Raw genomic sequence first — 17,564 nt, 5'->3', positions numbered from 1 at the left:
GCAGACAAGTCGAGCACGGCTGGCGCTTGCCGCCACCGCCTCTGCCGCCCCTCGCCTACAGGAGAACAACAATGAAGCTTCAATCCATCCTCGCCATCACCGATCTTTCCGCGCAGGGCAACCGCACCGTCATCCGTGCCGCAATGCTCGCAGCGCAGCATCGCGCGCTGCTGAAGATCATGTATGCGCCCAAGGATTGGCTGCCTTCTCAAAACGCCGACATGCACGACGATGTCAGACGACTCGCCGCGGAGATCCGTACACGCTTCGACATTCTGGTGAAGCACGTGGTCGACACCAGCGGCCACCTGCACGCGGTGGCCGCAGAAGCCCGATGGGCCGATCTGCTGGTCATCGGCGAGCATCGTGAACGCTCAGTCACGGCGTTCTTCTGCGGCCAACCCATCGAGCGCTTGCAGCGCGCTGTCCGTTGCCCGATCCTGCTGGCCCGACTGGAGGCATTTCATCGCTATCGACACATCCTCGTGGCGGTCGATTTCACGCCCGAGTCCAAGCTTCTGGTGAAGTTGGCCTGGTCCCTCGATGGCCATGCGCAAGTCGAGTTGTTCCATGCATTGAACACGATGCACGAAGGCAAGCTGCGGTACGCGGATGTGTCGGAGCAAGCGATGAAGGCCTACCGGCACGAGAGCATGCTCGAAGCACGCGAGCGCTTGTTCTGGCTGAGCGACTCGTCGACGGCGCGCCGCAACCGCGTGGTCGCCGCCATCGGCAAGGGGGATGCAGCGCGCCAGGCCGTGATTCAGCAGCAACATGCCAACGCAGAGCTTCTGGTGGTTGGCAAACGTCGGCGTTCGGGCTTCTCTGACTTCCTGCTGGGCAGCGTCGCACAACGCGTGCTGTGGTGGTCGAGCGGAGACCTCCTCCTGGTGCCGCACGATTGGCGCATCGACGCGAAGGCCGAGGGGCATCTGGTCGGGACGACTGCATGACGACCGTTCGCCTGCCGACAAGCGCATCAGCTGGACAAAGAACGCCAGGCGAGCCCCCGACACCGGCACGGTTCGCGCATTAAGCTGTCGTTTTGTCAGTCGGTCCAGAAGATGTTCGCTAGAAGAATCGTCGATGTCGTTGGGCAGTTCTGGCCCGCTCGCACGCGCGTCGGGTGGCGTGAACGGTTCCGGGTCATTCTGGGCGCTGGCTTGGGAATCCTGGCAACGGCGTTGCTCGCGCGGTGGTGGGCCGGCTTCGCCCGTCCTGAAGCTTTCTGGCTTGCAGCGCCTCTGGGCGCGAGCGCCGTGCTGGTGTTTGCGGTTCCCGCCAGTCCGCTGGCCCAACCTTGGGCGGTGATCGGTGGGAATGTCTTGTCAGCGCTGGTTGGCTCGGCCTGCGCCGTCTTGATCCCCGATCCGGCGTGGGCTGGCGCAGCAGCGGTCGCTTTGGCCATCGCCCTCATGTTCTCGCTGCGATGCCTGCATCCCCCTGGTGGAGCCACTGCACTGCTTGCAGCCATGAGTGCCGCGAACTGGCACTTCGCCGTCTTTCCGATGCTGGCGAACTCGGTGCTGCTGGTCGCAGGCGGCATTCTGTACAACACCGCGACCGGTCGGCGCTATCCGCACGGTCAGGCAAGACCGCTTCCCTCCGCAACGCCGTTGGGGCGATTCAGCGAAGCGGACCTCGACGCCGCGCTCGCGCACTACAACCAGTTCCTGGATGTGAGCCGCGACGATCTTGGCGACCTGCTGCGCTTCGCAGAAACCGCAGCCTACGAGCGCAATTTCGGCAACCTCATGTGTCGCGACATCATGTCGCGGGAGCCATTGGCGGCCCAGTTCGGCGACCGGCTTGACGAAGCGTGGGCGCTGATGCGTGAGCGGCGGATCAAGGCGCTCCCGGTCACGGATCGCTCGCGCCGCGTGGTCGGCATCGTGACCGTGGCCGACTTTCTCGAGCACGCCGGATTCGAGCGGACCGAGGGCATCGGGCAGCGACTTCGTTCGCTGATCCGCAGAGAGGGTGCCGTGCATTCGGACAAGCCTGAGACCGTCGGCCAGATCATGACGCGCGAGGTGCGCATCGCCAGCGAAGACCGCGCGGTGGCGGAACTCGTACCGCTTTTCTCGGAAGATGGGCACCATCACATTCCGATCATCGATCGTGACAAGCGCCTGGTCGGAATCATCACGCAATCGGATCTGGTGCGGGCTTTGTACAGAGCGACGAAAGCCGTTTGAAGAGTCGATGGAAAGCACTTGGCAATACGGCGAACCGGCGACCCCCTACGGCTCCCGCGTCCGACGCCTGCCGCGCCAGTTGCTATCAAAAAAATAGCGTCTCGGTGTTTGTGCTCTCCCTGGCCCGGTCCTTGCCACTGAAGAATCCTCGCCAGCAAGGACTTCACGTGAACACAAACTGGATTCGGTCTTCGGTCACTTTTTCAGCGCTCGCGCTGTTCGGCACTTTGGCAGCGGCGCAAACGTCGCTGATCCCGCCGTCGATCCGCATGGCGCCGCAAGGCGTCGAGTACATGTGCGGCGGCAGCGCGAAAGACGAGGCGGCCTTCATGCACATGGTGGCGCCGCGCTGGGCGGCGAGTTTCGAGTTCGCGGTCAACGACAAGGGCCACCACCACCTGCCCGTCGCCGCCCGCGTGAAGGTGCGCAACCCGTACAACGGCGACGTGGTGCTCGACGTGCCCTCGGCCGGCCCGATGATGCTGGCGCGGCTCGAGCCGGGCAGCTACGAGGTCGACGTGACGCTGGGCGGTCTCACGCTCACCCAGCCGATCAACGTGCTGATCGGGCAGCCGGCGCGCGCGGTGTTCCTGTGGCCGTCGAATTTCGACATGGCTTCGGCGATGCCGCGCAGCGGCGGGCAGACGACGGCGCTGTTGTCGACGCGCGAATAAGACTCGAATCCGAAGGCGCGGCGAGCGGCGCGCGCCGACAATCGCGGCTCACCGACCACCCGGAGCCACGATGCTGATCAATTGCGTTGCGTACGAAGACGGGGCCAAGCTGGCCGATATTGAGGTCGAGGACATCAGCGACTACGTCGCGCGGCCGAACTGCTTCGTGTGGGTTGCGCTGAGCGACCCGGTGCCTGAAGAGCTCGCAGCCCTGCAGGAAGAGTTCGGGCTGCACGAGCTGGCCGTTGAAGACGCGAGCCACGGCCATCAGCGGCCCAAGGTGGAGGAATACGGCAACTCGCTCTTCGTGGTGATGCACCTGGTGGAGCCGGTGATGACACGCGGCAAGGTCGAGGAAGATTTCAATGTGGGCGAGGTCGATGTGTTCGTCGGCCGCAACTACGTGGTCTCGGTGCGCAGCCGCAGCAAGGCCGGCTTTTTGGGTGTGCGCGAGCGCTGCGAGCGCGAGCCCGAGCTGCTGCGCAACGGCTCTGGCTTCGTGCTTTACGCACTGATGGATGCGGTCGTCGACCGCTATTTTCCGGTGATCGATTCGCTCGAGGTGGAGTTGGAATCGATCGAGAAGCAGATCTTCGACCAGGGCGGCGCCCCGCGCGAGAGCATCAAGCATCTGTACGAGCTGAAGCAGCGCGCCATGGTGCTCAAGCACGCGGTCGCGCCGCTGCTCGAAGGCGCGGGCAAGCTGCATGGTGGGCGGGTGCCGCAGATCTGCGCGGGCTCGCAGGAATACTTTCGCGACGTGGTGGACCATCTGACACGCATGAACGCCTCCATCGAGTCGATCCGCGACACGATCAGCACGGCGATCCACGTGAACCTGTCGATGGTGACCATCTCCGACGGCGAGGTGACCAAGCGGCTCGCGGCCTGGGCCTCCATCTTCGCGGTGTGCACCGCCTTCGCCGGGATCTGGGGCATGAACTTCGAGGCGATGCCCGAACTGAAATGGCGTTACGGGTACCTGATGGCGCTCGGCCTCATCGTCGGCACCTGCGGCTTTTTGTACTGGCGATTTCGGAAGGCCGGCTGGCTCTGATTCGGCCCGGCGCGTTCAGGTTGGCTTAAGTCGTGCATCGCACAGTGGCCCCGACTTTTTTCAAAGGACGCTTCGATGAACCGGCTTTTTCCTTCTCTTCTTCTGTGCAGCGCGGCGCTGCTCGGTGCCGCCGCCACGGCCCAGGCGGCGGTCAACCCGCCGATTCGCGTGACGCACGGCGTCGAGTACATGAGCGGAGGCATCGGCAAGGACGAAGCCGAACTCATGGAAACCGTCGCACCGCGCTGGGCCGCGAGCTTCGAATTCGCCACCAAAGATCGCAAGGGCGTCGACTTCGCGGCCGATGTGCGCGTGACGGTGCGCGACAGCGGCGGCGCCGCGGTGCTCGACAACGTCATCTCTGGCGGGCCTTTCATGGTCGCGCGGCTCGAACCCGGCGACTACCAAATCGAGGCGCAGCTCGGCGGCCAGATGCTCAAGCAGCCGCTGCACGTGGTGGCGGGTGAGTCGGCCAGGGCGACCTTCCTCTTTCCGGCCGGCACCGGCATGGCGTCCGCCGCCCGATAACCCCACTCGGCGCCCGCCAGGCGCGAGTCGACATGATTCGAGCGACATCGAGCGACATCGACCGACACGATGTGCCGACGCCATCTTGAATGCCCGGCACGCGCCTTGCACCTGATGTCCCCCGGGCACCGCCCGCCTCGATTGCTCCGATGCCAATTCGCTCCATGAGTGTCCTGACCGCCCTGTTGCACGTGTACATCGCGCTGCGCCTGGTGCCGGCACTCGCTTCCTTTCCGCCGCTCGCGCCGCTGTGGCCGCTGCTGCTGCTCGCGCTGGTGGTGTCCGCCGCCACGATTCCGCTGCCATTCGTCTCGCGCCGAATCGCGCGCACGGTGTCGACGGCCGACGTGCTGAAGTGGGTCGGCCTCATCGCGATGGGCTGGTTCTCGTCGATGTTCGTGCTCACGGCGCTGCGCGACATCGCGTTGTTGCTGACGCTCGGCGTCGGCGCGATCGGCGGCATCGCCATCGACTGGCACGCGCTGCTGCCCTCGAGCGCCGCGGGCGTGATGGGCATCGCGACCGCAACCTCGCTCATCGGCTTCGTCAACGCGCGCCGCACGGCGGGCGTGAAGCACGTCGATGTGCCGATCAACGGGCTCCCGGCCGCGCTCAACGGCTTCACCATCGCGCAGCTGAGCGACATCCACGTGGGGCCGACCATCCAGCGCGGCTACATCCAGCGCATCGTCGATGCGGTGAACGGCCTGGGTGCCGACGTGATCGCGATCACCGGCGACCTGGTCGACGGCAGCGTGCCCGAATTGCGCGACCACATCGCGCCGCTGGCCGACCTGCGCGCGCGCCACGGCACCTTCGTCGTGACAGGCAATCACGAGTACTACGCCGGTGCGCCGGCGTGGATCGCCGAGTTGCGGCGGCTCGGGCTCACCGTGCTGCTCAACGAACACGTGCTGCTGCAGGGACGCGCGAGGCGCGGTGCCCAAACCGACGAGGAAGAAAACGCCAACTCGCTGGTGCTTGCCGGCGTGACCGACTTCACTGCCGGCCACTTCGATGCGGCACAGGCCAGCGATCCGCGCGGTTCGCTGGCAGGCGCGCCGCCCGAAGCCACCACGCGCGTGCTGCTCGCGCACCAGCCGCGCAGCGCGCCCGCCGCAGCCGACGCGGGCTTCGCCCTTCAATTGTCGGGTCACACGCACGGCGGTCAGTTCTTTCCGTGGAACCTGTTCGTGCCCTTGCAGCAACCCTTCACCGCCGGGCTGCACAAGCTCCGCGACATGTGGGTGTACGTGAGCCGCGGCACCGGCTACTGGGGTCCGCCGAAGCGCTTCGGCGCGCCGTCGGAAATCACGCTGGTGCGGCTGGTGCCGCAGCGCGGTTAGCGCGGCGCGGAATCAGACCGACAACGGAAGTGGCGCCGCAAGGCGCCGCGCGTTCGACGTCGCCTTCGCATGAATCGGCTTCAGCGCGCTGTGCGCAACGTGCGCACCGGCGCTGGAAATATGGCTCACGACGGCGGCCGAGCGGGTCGCGGCGCTGATGAATTCGCCGTGGCGTTCGATCGCCTCGGCCGGCGTGGTGGCGACGACGAGCGCGAAGAAGGCGCTGACGCTGCCGATCCAGTGCTGCACCGCGTGCCCCATCAGCGCGACCTGGCGCGTACCGAGCTCATGCGCCAGGGCGGCATTGGATTCGTTGGCGGCGTCGAGCTTCTCCTGGCCCATGAGCTGGAACTCGGCCAGGTCTGTCGCGCTGGGCGTGAGCCCGGCGGCCGCCATGCGTTGGGTGCGCGCCTGGATGACGGAGCCGGAGGAGACCAGCATCTCCCCGGTCTTGAGCGCGACGTCGGTCCACACCATGAGGGGGTTGATGAAGTGCGAAGACGAAGCGGTGGAGGACATGTGCGAGCCGGTGGAGAGAGACGCCCCACTATAGGCCTCTACCGCCGTTTTTGCTGCACTGCAGCATGACTCCATGGCCGGTTTGGGGGTGGCCTCCTACTTTCCGGGCAACCAACCGTGACATTGTGGGCGCGCGACTTCAGTCTGTGGGCGCAAGCGTCAACCACTCGCTGGCCAATGCGAGGTCGTCGAGCCAGCCCTGGTAGGCCTGCGCGTACTCCGCCGGGTCGCCGCGCAACAGCGCCGACGGGTGCAACGTGACGAGCACCTTGCGGCCCTGCGCATCCTCGTGCCACTGGCCGCGCTCTTTCATGACGGCCACCGACCGGCCGAGCAAGGCGCGCGCGGCCGTGGCACCGAGCGCGACGAGGGCGCGCGGCCGCACCTGTTGCTTCTCGCTTTCAAGCCAGTGCAAGCAGGCTGCCGCCTCGCGCTGGGTCGGGGTCTTGTGGATGCGCCGCTTGCCGCGCAGCTCGAACTTGAAATGCTTGACCGCGTTCGTCACATAGAGCTGGTCGCGCGGCCAGCCGAGCTGCGCGATCGCCTGGTCGAACAGTTGGCCGGCCGGGCCGACGAAAGGTCGACCCCGCAAATCCTCCTGATCGCCCGGCTGCTCGCCCACGACCATGAGCGCGGCGCGCACCGGGCCTTCGCCGAACACCGACTGCGTGGCGTGCTCGCCGATCGGGCATTCGCGGCAGCGGTTGGTCGCCTGCTTCAAGACGCCCAGCGCTTCGGCCGGGTCGGCAGGAAGTTCGGGCGTGGGATTGGACAGGGCGACTTCCGACGCGATCGGCAGCACACGCGACGCGGCGCGCACCGAGATGCGCCGCGCCGGCGTGGTGGGCGCCGCATCGACCATGCGGCCGCTGCGCGCCATCGCGCCCGCCGTGAGGCCGCTGATAAGTTCGGCCTCGGGCAGATTGCGCCAGTACTTCACCGGCATTTCCTTCTTCATCATCGCGACCTTGAGCCGCGCGGGATTGAAGATGTGCGCGTAGTAGGTGAGCCACAGCGCCTCGCCGGCGTCGGGCGGTGGCGCATCGCGGCGCTCGCCGCCGGGGCCGAATTGCAGATGCTCGCCATCCCAGTGCACCGAGCGCTCCGGCGTGAGGATGGCCCATTCCATCTGGGTGAAGCGCCGCGTGAAGAACGGCGCGACCGCTTCGACGATGTAGTGGTCGGGCTCGAACCACGCAACGTGCAGCGGCGACTGCGCTTCGCCACGTTCGATGGTGCGAAAGCGCACGAAGGCCTTCATCTTGTGCATGTCGCGGCGCACCGCCTGCGCCATGTGCTGCGCGTCCACGCGGTCCGCGTCGAGCGGATCGTGGCGCAGCAAGGGCTCGTGCACCAGCCGCCACAGGATGCGATAGAGCAGGCCGAAGCGGCCGGGATCATTGTGCAGGATGACGGCCTCGCACAAGGTGACGAACGACGAGGGCACGACCAGGTTCATGGCGCCGTGCGCAGGGTGCGATGCCACCACCGCCCCATCCGATTCGCAGAACAGGTCGGCCGCACCGCTGGCCGGCGTGTGCCAGGTGACCGCCTCGGGCGCCACCAGCGCAGCCAGCAAGGCACGCGCCTGCTGCCGGAAACCGGGCCAGTCGGTTTCGCTTGCAAGGGTGACGGTGCGCTGGGCCATGGACCGCAAGGTATGCCGCGTCGCAGTGGGCGGATGTAGGTGCGCGGCGCGCGGCAGCGTGCGGCGTGTGTCGCTCAGTTGTCGAACAGCGCCGCCTGCACGGGCGACGGCCGCAACTGCGCGGCGAGCCGGTCGCCGTCGAGCGCGCGCGCGGGCCGATGGTCGGCCAGCACGACGAAGGGCATGACCTTTTTCAGCGGCACATGCAGCCGGGACAGATCACTGCTGCCCAGGCGCCGCACGCGCCGCGCAATGAGCAATCGGTCGACCGCCTTCACGCCGAGCCCCGGCACGCGCAGCAGCATTTCGCGCGGCGCCGCGTTCAGGTCGACCGGGAAGCGCTCGCGGTGCGCCAGCGCCCAGGCAAGCTTGGGATCGACGTCGAGCGCCAGCATGCCGCCCTGCGTTGTCGGGACGATCTCATCGTGCGAGAAACCGTAGAAGCGCATGAGCCAATCGGCTTGATAGAGCCGGTGCTCGCGCACCATCGGCGGCGCCTTCAGCGGCAGCGCCGACGAGGCGTCGGGGATCGGGCTGAAGGCCGAGTAGTACACGCGGCGCAGCCGATAGGCACCGTAGAGATTGGCGCTGGTGGAAAGAATGGTCGCGTCGTCGGTCGCATCCGCCCCGACGATCATTTGCGTGCTCTGGCCGGCGGGCGCGAATTTGGGCGCCTTCGCGCGCTTGGGCGTGGCCTTGGGCATCGACACGATGGACGTCGCCGCGCTGTCGCGCGCGGCGCCCTTGGCATCGTCGATGTGCACCGCCAGACGCGCCATCGAACGGCGGATCGCCGTGCCGTCCTTCTCGGGCGCCAGCGCTTCGAGCCCCTGCAGCGTCGGCAGCTCGATGTTGATGCTGAGCCGGTCGGCGTAGCGGCCGGCTTTCTGCAGCAACTCGGGCGAGGCGTCGGGAATCGTCTTCAGGTGGATGTAGCCCCGAAAGTCGTGCACCTCGCGCAGCACCCGCGCGACCTCGACGACCTGCTCCATCGTGTAATCAGGGCTCTGGATGATGCCGCTCGACAGGAACAGGCCCTCGATGCAGTTGCGACGGTAGAAGTCGAGCGTGAGCGCCACGACCTCGTCGACCGTGAAGCGGGCGCGCTGCACGTTGCTCGTGACACGGTTCACGCAGTAGAGGCAGTCGTACTGGCAGAAGTTGGTGAGCAGGATCTTCAGCAGCGAGATGCAGCGCCCGTCGGGGGCATAACTGTGGCAGATGCCCGAGCCCTCGGTGGAGCCGATGCCGCGGCCACCGACTGAGCTGCGCTGGCTCGTGCCGCTGGACGCGCAGGAGGCATCGTATTTGGCGGCGTCGGCCAGCACGGCGAGTTTTTGTTGAAGATCCACTGTATGAATTTACAGTGATCCGCAACCCCGCTCAATGCCTTCCGTCGGAAGACCCCACGCTCAGCCGGGTGCGACCTCGTGCTTCGCGAGAAGCTCCAGCGCCTTGACCAGCGCCGAGTGATCGAGCTGGTCCCAGCCGTTGGCTGCACACGCGCCCATGAGCTGCGCCGCGCCTGCCGTCTGTGGCAGCGACACGCCGATGGCCTTGGCGCCCGCGAGCGCGAGGTTCAAATCCTTCTGGTGCAGCCCGATGCGAAAGCCCGGATTGAAGGTGCGCTTGATCATGCGTTCGCCGTGCACTTCGAGGATGCGGCTGGCCGCGAAGCCGCCCATCAACGCCTGCCGCACCTTGGCCGGATCGGCGCCCGCCTTGCTCGCGAACAGCAGCGCCTCGCCGACCGCTGCGATGTTGAGCGCCACGATGATCTGGTTGGCCACCTTCGTGGTCTGGCCGTCGCCCGTGCCGCCGACGTGCGTGATGTTCTTGCCCATCAGTTCGAACAGCGGCTTCGCCCTGGCGAACGCTTCTTCCGTGCCGCCGACCATGATGGTCAGGCTCGCAGCCTTGGCGCCGACTTCGCCGCCGGACACCGGCGCGTCGAGGTAGTCGCAACCGAGGTCGACGATCTTTTTCGCGAACACCTTGGTCTCGATCGGCGAGATGCTGCTCATGTCGATCACGGTCTTGCCCTTCGACAAGCCGGCGGCCACGCCGTCGGCGCCGAACAGCACGGCCTCGACATCGGGCGTGTCCGGCACCATGAGGATGATCACGTCCGACTGCTGCGCGACTTCTTTCGCGGTGGCACAGGCCTTCGCGCTGCTGGCCGCGATGTCGGCGTTGACCTTGCTGCGTTTCACATAGGCCAGCTCGTGGCCGGCGTGGACGAGGTGCAGCGCCATGGGCGCGCCCATGATGCCCAGGCCGATGAATCCGATCTTCATGTCGAGTCCTTTTCAGTAGGTGGAGGCGCCGGAGGAACTGACCTTCGGCGGCGCAGGGCGCATGGTGGAAAGAATCTGCTGCGCACCAGCGGCCATCAGCCGCGCATCCGAGCTGACGGTGACGAACTGGAAGCCGGCCGCGATGCGCGCCATGGCGCCTTCGGGCGTGCCGTTGTGGATGCCGGCCACCAGGCCGTGCGCCTTCGCGCGTTCGAGGATGTGGTCGATGGCCTGCTGCGCCTTCGGATCGACATCGTCGAACACCGGCCGGCAACCGAGCGCCAGCGACAGGTCCGACGGGCCGATGTACACCGCGTCGAGCCCCTCGACCGACATGATCGCGTCGAGGTTGTCGAGCGCCTCGGCGGTCTCGATCATCGCGAAGGTCACGATGCTGTCGTTGGCGTGCGTGGCGTAATCGGCGCCGCTGTACAGCACGGCGCGAATCGGCCCGAAGCTGCGCGTGCCGTGCGGCGCGTAGTGCGTGTACGCCACCAGTTGCTGCGCTTGCTCGCGCGTGCTGATCATCGGGCAGATGACCGCGGCGGCGCCGGCGTCGAGCGCCTTCATGAGCGCGCTCGGGTCGAGCCACGGCACGCGCACCACGGGCACCGTGTCGGTGGTCGAGATGGCTTGCAGCATCGGCACCATCGCCTGGTCATCGACCACGCCGTGCTGCAGGTCGATGGTGAGCGAATCCCAGCCCTGGTGCGCCATGGTCTCGGCCGAAAAGCTGTTGCCGATGGCGAGCCAGCCGTTGATGGCGGCGCCGCCGGATTGCCAGAGGGTGCGCAGGCGGTTTTCTCTCATGATGGGCTTTCGAGTGGTTGTCGTGGGGAGAGGATGTCAGCGGTCCAGCGCGGGCCGCTTCGGGTCGAACTTCCAGCCGGGCACGAGGAACTGCATCGCCATCGCGTCGTCGCGCGCGCCGAGGCCGTGCTGCTTGTAGAGCTGATGCGCCTTCTCGACCTCGACCATGTCGAGCTCGACGCCCAGGCCCGGCTTCTTCGGCACCTGCACGTGGCCGCCGACGATCTGCAGCGGGTCTTTGGTCAGGCGCTGGCCGTCCTGCCAGATCCAGTGCGTGTCGATGGCGGTCACCTTGCCCGGTGCAGCGGCGCCGACGTGGGTGAACATCGCGAGCGACACGTCGAAGTGGTTGTTCGAATGCGAGCCCCAGGTCAGGCCCCAGTCGCGGCAGGTCTGCGCGACGCGCACCGAGCCGGCCATGGTCCAGAAGTGCGGATCGGCCAGCGGGATGTCGACCGACTGCAGCGCGAGCGCGTGGGCGAGCTGGCGCCAGTCGGTCGCGATCATGTTGGTGGCCGTCGGCAAGCCGGTCGCGCGGCGGAACTCGGCCATCACTTCGCGGCCCGAGAACCCGTCTTCGGCGCCGCACGGGTCTTCGGCATACGCGACCACGCCGCGCATGTCACGCATGAGGCGGATCGCGTCTTTCAAGAGCCAGCCGCCGTTCGGGTCGAGCGTCACGCGCGCCTCTGGGAAGCGCTCGTGCAGCGCGACGATGGCTTCGATTTCTTCGTCGGCGCGCAGCGCGCCACCCTTGAGCTTGAAGTCGTTGAAGCCGTATTTTTCGCGCGCCGCTTCGGCGAGCCGCACGATGGCTTCGGGCGTCATCGCCGTCTCGTGCCGCAGGCGGAACCAGTCGTTGTCGGCACCCGGATCGCTGGCGTAGGGCAGGTCGGTCTTCGCCTTGTCGCCCACGTAGAAAAGGTAGCCCAGCATCTCGACCGCGTCGCGCTGCTGGCCTTCGCCGAGCAGCGCCGCGACCGGCACGCCAAGGTGCTGGCCCAGCAGGTCGAGCAGCGCCGATTCGATGGCCGTCACCGCATGAATGGTGGTGCGCAGGTCGAAGGTCTGTTGCCCGCGGCCGCCGCTGTCGCGGTCGGCGAAGGCCGTCTGCACTTCCTGCAGCACGCGCTGCTGCGAGCCGAGCGGCTGGCCGACGACGAGCGGGCGCGCGTCTTCGAGCGTTTGCCGGATCTTCTCGCCGCCCGGCACCTCGCCGACGCCGGTGCGGCCGGCACTGTCGGAGAGGATGAGCAGGTTGCGCGTGAAGAACGGGCCGTGCGCACCGCTCAGGTTGAGCAGCATGCTGTCGCGACCCGCGACGGGGATCACGCGCAGTTCGGTGATGGTGGGAGTGGTGCTGGACATGACGCCGATCTTGCCGCGGCATGCGCCGCTTCGCCACCGCGTCAGCCCTAAGTTGCTAGGCCGATGCCGTGGCGTCCGTTGCCAGCTTCTTCGCGTTCGCTTCCATCACCAGGTAAAGCACCACGGCCACCGCGAGCGGCGCCCAGTAGTACACCGCGCGATAGCAGAGCACCGCGGCGATGAGGGCGGTGTCCGACAGCGGCGGTGCGAGCAGCGCGACGAACACCGCCTCGAGCACGCCCAGCCCCGCCGGCACGCGCGACAGCAAGCCCGCGACCGCGCCGATGAGCAGCACGCCGAGCACCATCGGATACGCGACCTTGCCTTGCAGCAGCACGTACATGGTCGCACCCATCACCGCCCAGTTGGCGCATGAAAGCAGCAGTTGCACCCCCGCCACGCGCAGGCCGGGCAGCGAGATCTCCTGGCCGCGCAACGTCCACTCGCGCCGCGTCGAAAAAGCGCACAACAACAGGTACGCGATCGCCGCCAGCACCAGCGCGCCACCCAGAACGCGAAACGCCACGGCGCCGATGTGCCAGCTGTCGGGCAATGCGAGCGGCCAGAACAAAAACGCGACGCCGGCCAGCAGGCAGTAGCCGAGCCAGTTGGTGAGCATGCTGGTGCCGACCACGCGCGCGATGACGGCGGGCTCCAGACCCAGCCGCGAATACAGGCGCACCCGCATGCCGACGGCGCCGACGAGCGTGCCCAGGTTGAGGTTGAACGCGTAGCTCACGAAAGTGATCGCCATCACGGTCGGTGCCGGCAACGTGTGGCCGGTGTAGTGCCGGCCGATGAGGTCGAAGGTGCTGTAGACCAGATGACTCAAGGCGGCAAAGGCCGCGCCGATCAACAGCGTGCGCACCGGGTAGGCGCGCATCGCGTCGAACACTTCGGCCCACTCGATGGAGCGGGCCTGCAACGTCAGCAACACCACCACGAACACGAGGAAGCCGAGCACCACGATGCGCCGCGCCCAGGGAAACCAGGGCTTGCGCGTCAGGCTGGCGAGCCAGTGCGTCGACTGGCGTTTGCGCTCCGGCGCCGGGGCCTCGATCGCAGCGGTCATGCGGCTTCGGTTTGCGTGGCGCCGGCGGTTGCACTCGGCGAACCGTGCGGCCCCACTTCGACGGGAATCAACTTGGGCGCATGCCGCGGCAGCCAGCCGACCCACGCCGGATACCAGCGCAGCACGTGGAAGATGAAGAAGCTGCGCACCAGACGCCAGGCGCTCCAGTCGGTCAGATCGCTGGTCTGGATCTGCTTGCAGCTGTTCTGCATCAAATGGTCGAGCCGGCCGGACAGCACTTCGTTGAAGGCTTTGTCGCGCACGATCACGTTGGCTTCGAGATTGAGCGACAGGCTCAGCGGATCGAGGTTGCTCGAACCCACCGTGCTCCAGTGGTCGTCCATCACCGCGACCTTGCCGTGCAGCGGCCGTTCGCAGTATTCGTAGATCTTCACGCCCGCGTGCAGCAGGTGGTGATAGAGCATGCTGGCCGCGACCTTCACGATCGGCATGTCGGGCTCTCCCTGCAGGATGAGGCGCACATCGACGCCACGCCGCGCCGCGCGCCGCATTTCCTTGATAAGCCGATAGCCCGGGAAAAAATAGGCGTTGGCGATCACCACGCGGCTCCGCGCAGTGCGGATCGCCGCGCGGTACCGCCGTTCGATGTCGGTGGTGTGGCGGCGATTGTCGCGGACGACGAACAGCGCTTCGGCCTCGCCCGCCGGCGCGACATCGTCTTCCTTCGCGGCCCGCAAACGCCGGCGGAACCAGCTCGGCCCCTTGCCGCCCACCGCGATGGCGTGCAGCACGAAGCGATGGATTTCCGCCACGATGGGGCCGCGCAATTCGACCGCGTAGTCCTGCTTGGACATCGGGCCGGAAGCGATCATGTGGTCGACCGAATAGTTGATGCCGCCCACGAACGCAGCGGTGCCGTCGACCACCACGATCTTGCGGTGCATGCGCCGGAACACGTTGAGCCGCTTGCCGAAAAAGCGCTTGCCCGGGTCGAACACCCGCACCTTGACGCCCGCGCCGGTCAGGCCGCCCATGAACGCGGGCGACAGGTCGGGGGAACCGAATCCGTCGATCAACAGGTCGACCTTCACGCCGCGCCTGGCCGCCGTGATGAGGGCCGTGCGCAGGTCTTGCCCGACCGGGTCGTCGAACAGGATGAAGGTTTCGACGATCACTTCGCGCTGGGCGGTGGCGATGACTTCGAACACGCGCGGGAAGAAGCCCTCGCCGTTTTCCAGCAGGTCGACCTTGTTGCCGGTGGTCCAGCCCTTGTTCATGAAAACCTCTTACAACTCGATCTCGGCGACCAGCGGCGCGTGGTCCGACAGGTGCGACCAGGGACGGCGCGGCAGCACGACGGGCGAATGCACACCCGCGTTGCGCACGTAGATGCGGTCCAGCGACAGCAGCGGAAAGCGCGACGGGAAGGTGCGGGCGGCGCTGCCGTTCGCCTGCACGAACACTTCGCGCAGCGCGGCGCCGCGTTCGAGCACCGCATGAGCGCGACCGCGCCAGTCATTGAAGTCGCCGGCCACGATCAGCGGCGCATCGGCCGGCACCTCGTCGCGCACGATGTGGCACAGCAGTTCGAGCTGCTGTTGGCGATGCGACTCGGCCAGGCCCAGGTGCGCGCAGATCGCATGCACGTCGATCGGCCGGCCCGGCAAGCGCAGCACGCAATGCAACAGGCCGCGCTTCTCGGGGCCGATGATCGACACGTCGTGGTTCTTGAAATGGACGATCGGGAATTTCGACAGCACTGCGTTGCCGTGGTGGCCCTTCGGATACACCGCATTGCGGCCGTATGCGAACTGCGGCCACATGGTGTCGGCCAGGAATTCATAGTGCGGCGCCTCGGGCCAGTTCTGGTGCTTGCGCGCATGACGTTCATGGGTGCCTTGGACTTCCTGCAGGAAGACCACGTCGGCGCCCACGGTGCGCACGGCTTCGCGCAACTCCGGAAGAATGAACTTGCGGTTGAGCGCGGTGAACCCTTTGTGGGTGTTCACCGTCATGACTTTGAGGGAGGTGGGAGCGTTCGGAATCACGTTCGGTCGTTTTTAAAGCGTCACCGCTTGGAGCACTGTAGGAACGGGCCACCTTCTCGGTGTGCCTGCAACCGAGGTCGTCTCGCTCCTACAGGGAGGGCGCCCCTGTCCCGACACAGGTCGACCTTTCGCGGTCTACGGTGAAAGCACCGAAACCCGAAACAGGAGACATCCATGAAGTTCCACACCCGTTTTGCATCGTCGATCCTGACCACAGCGCTACTTGCGCTGAGCAGCGTCAGTTCTCTTGCGCAAGCGCCCACCGCTGCCGATCAGTCCGCTCCGGCGTCGCGCGACTCGGTGCGCTCGGAGGCACGGGCGGCCAATCGCGCCAACGCCATTCCGAAGGGCGAAGTCACGACGCTGGTCGACAAGCAACCCAACGCCATGGCCCAGCCCACGGGCGCCATGTCGCGTGCCCAGGTCAAGTCCGACGCCAAGCCGGTCAAGCGTCCGTTCGGCAACCCGGGCGAACGGCCGGAAGTGCCGACCAATCCCAAGGACAGCACCGGCACACCGAAATAAACAAGCCGGCACGACCCTGAAAAAAGCCCCGCGGCGAACAAGGCGCCGCGGGGCTATTTTTCGGGCGCTCGGCAATCAGCTTTTTGCCGGTGGGGCGGTGCGCTGGCCGCCATGGCCGCCATGGCCGCCATGGCCGCGATGGTGGCCGCCCCGGCCGTGGCCGAAGTGCGCGGTTTCCGCGTCGAAGGTCTTCTGCTGGTCGGCGGTCAGTGCCGCGTAGAAACTCTTCGTCGCATCGGCGCGCTTGGCGAACATCGCGCTGCGCTCGGCCTGACGCGCCTGCATGCGTTCGAGGCGTTGCGGCGTCGTCAGCTTGGCGAACTCGGCACGGTCGGCACGCGGTGGGCGGGCACCCGCGGGCGGCTGGCTCGACGCGGTAAAGCTGCTCCACGCGCCTTCCTGCGCGGTGGTCAGGTTGAGCTTGGTCTTCAGCGCGGCCATCCGCTTGGCGCGGTGCGCCTGCATGCGTTCGAAGCGCTTGGCCGGATCGGCGCGCTCCATGCGCTTGCCCTGCGCCTGGGGTGCGACGCCAGCTTGCGGCTGCACTTGCGCAGCGGGAACGGCAGGCGTGACCGAAGGGGTCTGCGCGATGGCACCGGCCGAAGCGAAGGTGGCGGTTGCCAGCATGCTGGCCCAGAGAACACGTTGGCGAAGAGAGATCATGGTTTGCTTCCTTTGGAGCCCGCCACCGAAGGGCAGCAGGTGAGGGCAAGTGTGGAAGCCCCGTGTATCGTTTCCGTGAGCCCGGCGTGAGCGCGGGTAAAGATCGGGTGAACTCAGGGCAGCGCCGCGAGCGCCGGTGACACGTTGTGCCAGGCCACGCCGAAGCCGGTGGAGGACACCGAACGCGACTGTGCACGCAGTGCATCGATGGCCCATTCCGCGCCGGCGGTCACGCTGTCGATCAGCGGCACCGGCACCTGGATCGCGATGTCGGCGGCCATGCCCGCCAGCCCGGCACCGCCGAGGATCACGGCCTGCGCCTTGAAGCGCTCTGCCGCCTGGCAGCACGCGTCGGCGAGCAGCTTGCGCGCGCCGACCGGATCGGCCGCGAGCTGCGCGCCGCTCGGTGCGACGGTATGGATGCCCGCGAGCGTTTGCCCGTGGCCCAGCGCGCCAGCCAGACGTTGAAGCATCGGCCGCCAGCGGTCGCCGCCCGTGACGATTGCGAAACGTCCGTGCCACGCAGCCGCCGCGAATGCCGCTTCGGCCAGGCCGCTCACCGGGACGCCAGCGCCGTCGCGCAACGCGAAGAGGCCCGGATCGCCGAAGCAGCCGATCAACACCGCATCGGGCTTCACAACCTGTGCATGGGCCACGGCCCACGCGTCGAGAACCCCATGGTTGGCAACCGCGTAGCTCGACTCGCACGCGATGTAGGGCGCACCGAAACGGGCCGTGAGGCAGTGCACTTCAAGCGCGGTGCCCACGGCCGCCTGCACATGTTTTTGCAGCAGCGCGGTGACGCTGTCCGATGTGTTGGGATTGATGACGAGCAGGCGAGGCATGGGTC

The 17,564-nt window shown here is 67.0% G+C and carries 18 protein-coding genes; 7 read left to right on the top strand and 11 right to left on the bottom strand.

Annotated elements, in window-relative coordinates; all coding sequences use genetic code 11:
• Nucleotides 1-71: 71 nt before the first annotated feature.
• From AX767_RS10515 to AX767_RS10490, 6 genes are all read left to right on the top strand, one after another.
• Nucleotides 72-953: a universal stress protein gene (locus AX767_RS10515; protein ID WP_068631104.1), complete on the top strand. Its 882-nt coding sequence runs from the start codon at nucleotides 72-74 to the stop codon at nucleotides 951-953.
• 111 nt (nucleotides 954-1,064) lie between these two features.
• On the top strand, nucleotides 1,065-2,198 hold the full coding sequence (locus AX767_RS10510; RefSeq protein ID WP_068631102.1) for an HPP family protein: 1,134 nt from the start codon (nucleotides 1,065-1,067) through the stop codon (nucleotides 2,196-2,198).
• 167 nt (nucleotides 2,199-2,365) lie between these two features.
• Nucleotides 2,366-2,872, top strand: coding sequence for a hypothetical protein (locus tag AX767_RS10505; RefSeq protein WP_237288610.1), 507 nt, complete (start codon nucleotides 2,366-2,368; stop codon nucleotides 2,870-2,872).
• Nucleotides 2,873-2,942: 70 nt separating this feature from the next.
• The gene (locus AX767_RS10500; RefSeq protein ID WP_068631100.1) at nucleotides 2,943-3,929 is read left to right on the top strand and encodes a magnesium and cobalt transport protein CorA; all 987 of its coding nucleotides are present in this window, start codon (nucleotides 2,943-2,945) and stop codon (nucleotides 3,927-3,929) included.
• Between the two features lie 75 nt (nucleotides 3,930-4,004).
• Entirely contained in the window at nucleotides 4,005-4,457 is a 453-nt protein-coding gene (locus AX767_RS10495; RefSeq protein ID WP_068631098.1) for a hypothetical protein, read from the top strand.
• An 89-nt stretch (nucleotides 4,458-4,546) separates the two neighbouring features.
• The gene (locus AX767_RS10490) at nucleotides 4,547-5,803 is read left to right on the top strand and encodes a metallophosphoesterase (RefSeq protein WP_068631096.1); all 1,257 of its coding nucleotides are present in this window, start codon (nucleotides 4,547-4,549) and stop codon (nucleotides 5,801-5,803) included.
• Nucleotides 5,804-5,815: 12 nt separating this feature from the next.
• Here the strand turns inward: AX767_RS10490 and AX767_RS10485 are convergent, their stop codons facing one another.
• The 9 genes from AX767_RS10485 to AX767_RS10445 form a co-directional block, all read right to left on the bottom strand.
• Nucleotides 5,816-6,322: a polyhydroxyalkanoate granule-associated phasin gene (locus tag AX767_RS10485; RefSeq protein WP_068631094.1), complete on the bottom strand. Its 507-nt coding sequence runs from the start codon at nucleotides 6,320-6,322 to the stop codon at nucleotides 5,816-5,818.
• 139 nt (nucleotides 6,323-6,461) lie between these two features.
• The gene (locus tag AX767_RS10480; RefSeq protein WP_068631092.1) at nucleotides 6,462-7,970 is read right to left on the bottom strand and encodes a UdgX family uracil-DNA binding protein; all 1,509 of its coding nucleotides are present in this window, start codon (nucleotides 7,968-7,970) and stop codon (nucleotides 6,462-6,464) included.
• Between the two features lie 74 nt (nucleotides 7,971-8,044).
• The gene (locus AX767_RS10475) at nucleotides 8,045-9,322 is read right to left on the bottom strand and encodes a putative DNA modification/repair radical SAM protein (protein ID WP_068631089.1); all 1,278 of its coding nucleotides are present in this window, start codon (nucleotides 9,320-9,322) and stop codon (nucleotides 8,045-8,047) included.
• Between the two features lie 60 nt (nucleotides 9,323-9,382).
• A complete protein-coding gene (locus AX767_RS10470) occupies nucleotides 9,383-10,267 on the bottom strand; it encodes a 2-hydroxy-3-oxopropionate reductase (RefSeq protein ID WP_068631087.1) in 885 nt (294 codons plus the stop codon).
• Between the two features lie 12 nt (nucleotides 10,268-10,279).
• Nucleotides 10,280-11,077: an HpcH/HpaI aldolase family protein gene (locus AX767_RS10465; RefSeq protein ID WP_068631086.1), complete on the bottom strand. Its 798-nt coding sequence runs from the start codon at nucleotides 11,075-11,077 to the stop codon at nucleotides 10,280-10,282.
• Nucleotides 11,078-11,113: 36 nt separating this feature from the next.
• Entirely contained in the window at nucleotides 11,114-12,445 is a 1,332-nt protein-coding gene (gudD, locus tag AX767_RS10460) for a glucarate dehydratase (protein ID WP_068631084.1), read from the bottom strand.
• Nucleotides 12,446-12,500: 55 nt separating this feature from the next.
• On the bottom strand, nucleotides 12,501-13,517 hold the full coding sequence (locus AX767_RS10455; protein WP_082754979.1) for a lysylphosphatidylglycerol synthase transmembrane domain-containing protein: 1,017 nt from the start codon (nucleotides 13,515-13,517) through the stop codon (nucleotides 12,501-12,503).
• Complete coding sequence (clsB, locus tag AX767_RS10450) at nucleotides 13,514-14,755, bottom strand: cardiolipin synthase ClsB (protein WP_068631081.1); 1,242 nt, start codon at nucleotides 14,753-14,755, stop codon at nucleotides 13,514-13,516. Before clsB ends, AX767_RS10455 begins: the two co-directional genes overlap by 4 nt.
• 9 nt (nucleotides 14,756-14,764) lie before the next feature.
• Nucleotides 14,765-15,493 (bottom strand): endonuclease/exonuclease/phosphatase family protein, encoded by a 729-nt coding sequence (locus AX767_RS10445; protein ID WP_068631080.1) that lies wholly within the window; start codon nucleotides 15,491-15,493, stop codon nucleotides 14,765-14,767.
• Between the two features lie 207 nt (nucleotides 15,494-15,700).
• Between AX767_RS10445 and AX767_RS10440 the strand changes: the two genes are divergently transcribed.
• Nucleotides 15,701-16,051 carry a hypothetical protein gene (locus AX767_RS10440; RefSeq protein WP_068631078.1) on the top strand — a complete coding sequence of 117 codons (351 nt, stop codon included), beginning with the start codon at nucleotides 15,701-15,703 and terminating at the stop codon, nucleotides 16,049-16,051.
• A 75-nt stretch (nucleotides 16,052-16,126) separates the two neighbouring features.
• Here AX767_RS10440 and AX767_RS10435 read toward each other — a convergent pair whose 3' ends face one another.
• Both AX767_RS10435 and AX767_RS10430 read right to left on the bottom strand, forming a co-directional pair.
• On the bottom strand, nucleotides 16,127-16,714 hold the full coding sequence (locus AX767_RS10435) for a Spy/CpxP family protein refolding chaperone (protein WP_068631076.1): 588 nt from the start codon (nucleotides 16,712-16,714) through the stop codon (nucleotides 16,127-16,129).
• Nucleotides 16,715-16,827: 113 nt separating this feature from the next.
• A complete protein-coding gene (locus AX767_RS10430) occupies nucleotides 16,828-17,559 on the bottom strand; it encodes an aspartate/glutamate racemase family protein (RefSeq protein WP_068631073.1) in 732 nt (243 codons plus the stop codon).
• Between the last annotated feature and the right edge of the window lie 5 nt (nucleotides 17,560-17,564).

The sequence above is a fragment of the Variovorax sp. PAMC 28711 genome (genome assembly GCF_001577265.1).
Taxonomy (GTDB): Bacteria; Pseudomonadota; Gammaproteobacteria; order Burkholderiales; family Burkholderiaceae_C; genus Variovorax.
Note: the sequence above shows the minus strand (reverse complement) of the source record. Positions and strands in the feature narration are given on the sequence as shown.

Excerpts from the sequence above, each read along its gene's own strand:
- AX767_RS10490 (WP_068631096.1), top strand. The coding sequence starts at position 4,547 with ATGCCCGGCACGCGCCTTGCACCTGATGTCCCCCGGGCACCGCCCGCC.
- AX767_RS10435 (WP_068631076.1), bottom strand. The coding sequence starts at position 16,714 with ATGATCTCTCTTCGCCAACGTGTTCTCTGGGCCAGCATGCTGGCAACC.
- AX767_RS10500 (WP_068631100.1), top strand. The coding sequence starts at position 2,943 with ATGCTGATCAATTGCGTTGCGTACGAAGACGGGGCCAAGCTGGCCGAT.
- AX767_RS10465 (WP_068631086.1), bottom strand. The coding sequence starts at position 11,077 with ATGAGAGAAAACCGCCTGCGCACCCTCTGGCAATCCGGCGGCGCCGCC.
- AX767_RS10480 (WP_068631092.1), bottom strand. The coding sequence starts at position 7,970 with ATGGCCCAGCGCACCGTCACCCTTGCAAGCGAAACCGACTGGCCCGGT.
- AX767_RS10510 (WP_068631102.1), top strand. The coding sequence starts at position 1,065 with ATGTTCGCTAGAAGAATCGTCGATGTCGTTGGGCAGTTCTGGCCCGCT.
- clsB (WP_068631081.1), bottom strand. The coding sequence starts at position 14,755 with ATGAACAAGGGCTGGACCACCGGCAACAAGGTCGACCTGCTGGAAAAC.
- AX767_RS10495 (WP_068631098.1), top strand. The coding sequence starts at position 4,005 with ATGAACCGGCTTTTTCCTTCTCTTCTTCTGTGCAGCGCGGCGCTGCTC.
- AX767_RS10430 (WP_068631073.1), bottom strand. The coding sequence starts at position 17,559 with ATGCCTCGCCTGCTCGTCATCAATCCCAACACATCGGACAGCGTCACC.
- AX767_RS10445 (WP_068631080.1), bottom strand. The coding sequence starts at position 15,493 with ATGACGGTGAACACCCACAAAGGGTTCACCGCGCTCAACCGCAAGTTC.
- AX767_RS10485 (WP_068631094.1), bottom strand. The coding sequence starts at position 6,322 with ATGTCCTCCACCGCTTCGTCTTCGCACTTCATCAACCCCCTCATGGTG.
- AX767_RS10440 (WP_068631078.1), top strand. The coding sequence starts at position 15,701 with ATGAAGTTCCACACCCGTTTTGCATCGTCGATCCTGACCACAGCGCTA.
- AX767_RS10455 (WP_082754979.1), bottom strand. The coding sequence starts at position 13,517 with ATGACCGCTGCGATCGAGGCCCCGGCGCCGGAGCGCAAACGCCAGTCG.
- gudD (WP_068631084.1), bottom strand. The coding sequence starts at position 12,445 with ATGTCCAGCACCACTCCCACCATCACCGAACTGCGCGTGATCCCCGTC.
- AX767_RS10515 (WP_068631104.1), top strand. The coding sequence starts at position 72 with ATGAAGCTTCAATCCATCCTCGCCATCACCGATCTTTCCGCGCAGGGC.
- AX767_RS10470 (WP_068631087.1), bottom strand. The coding sequence starts at position 10,267 with ATGAAGATCGGATTCATCGGCCTGGGCATCATGGGCGCGCCCATGGCG.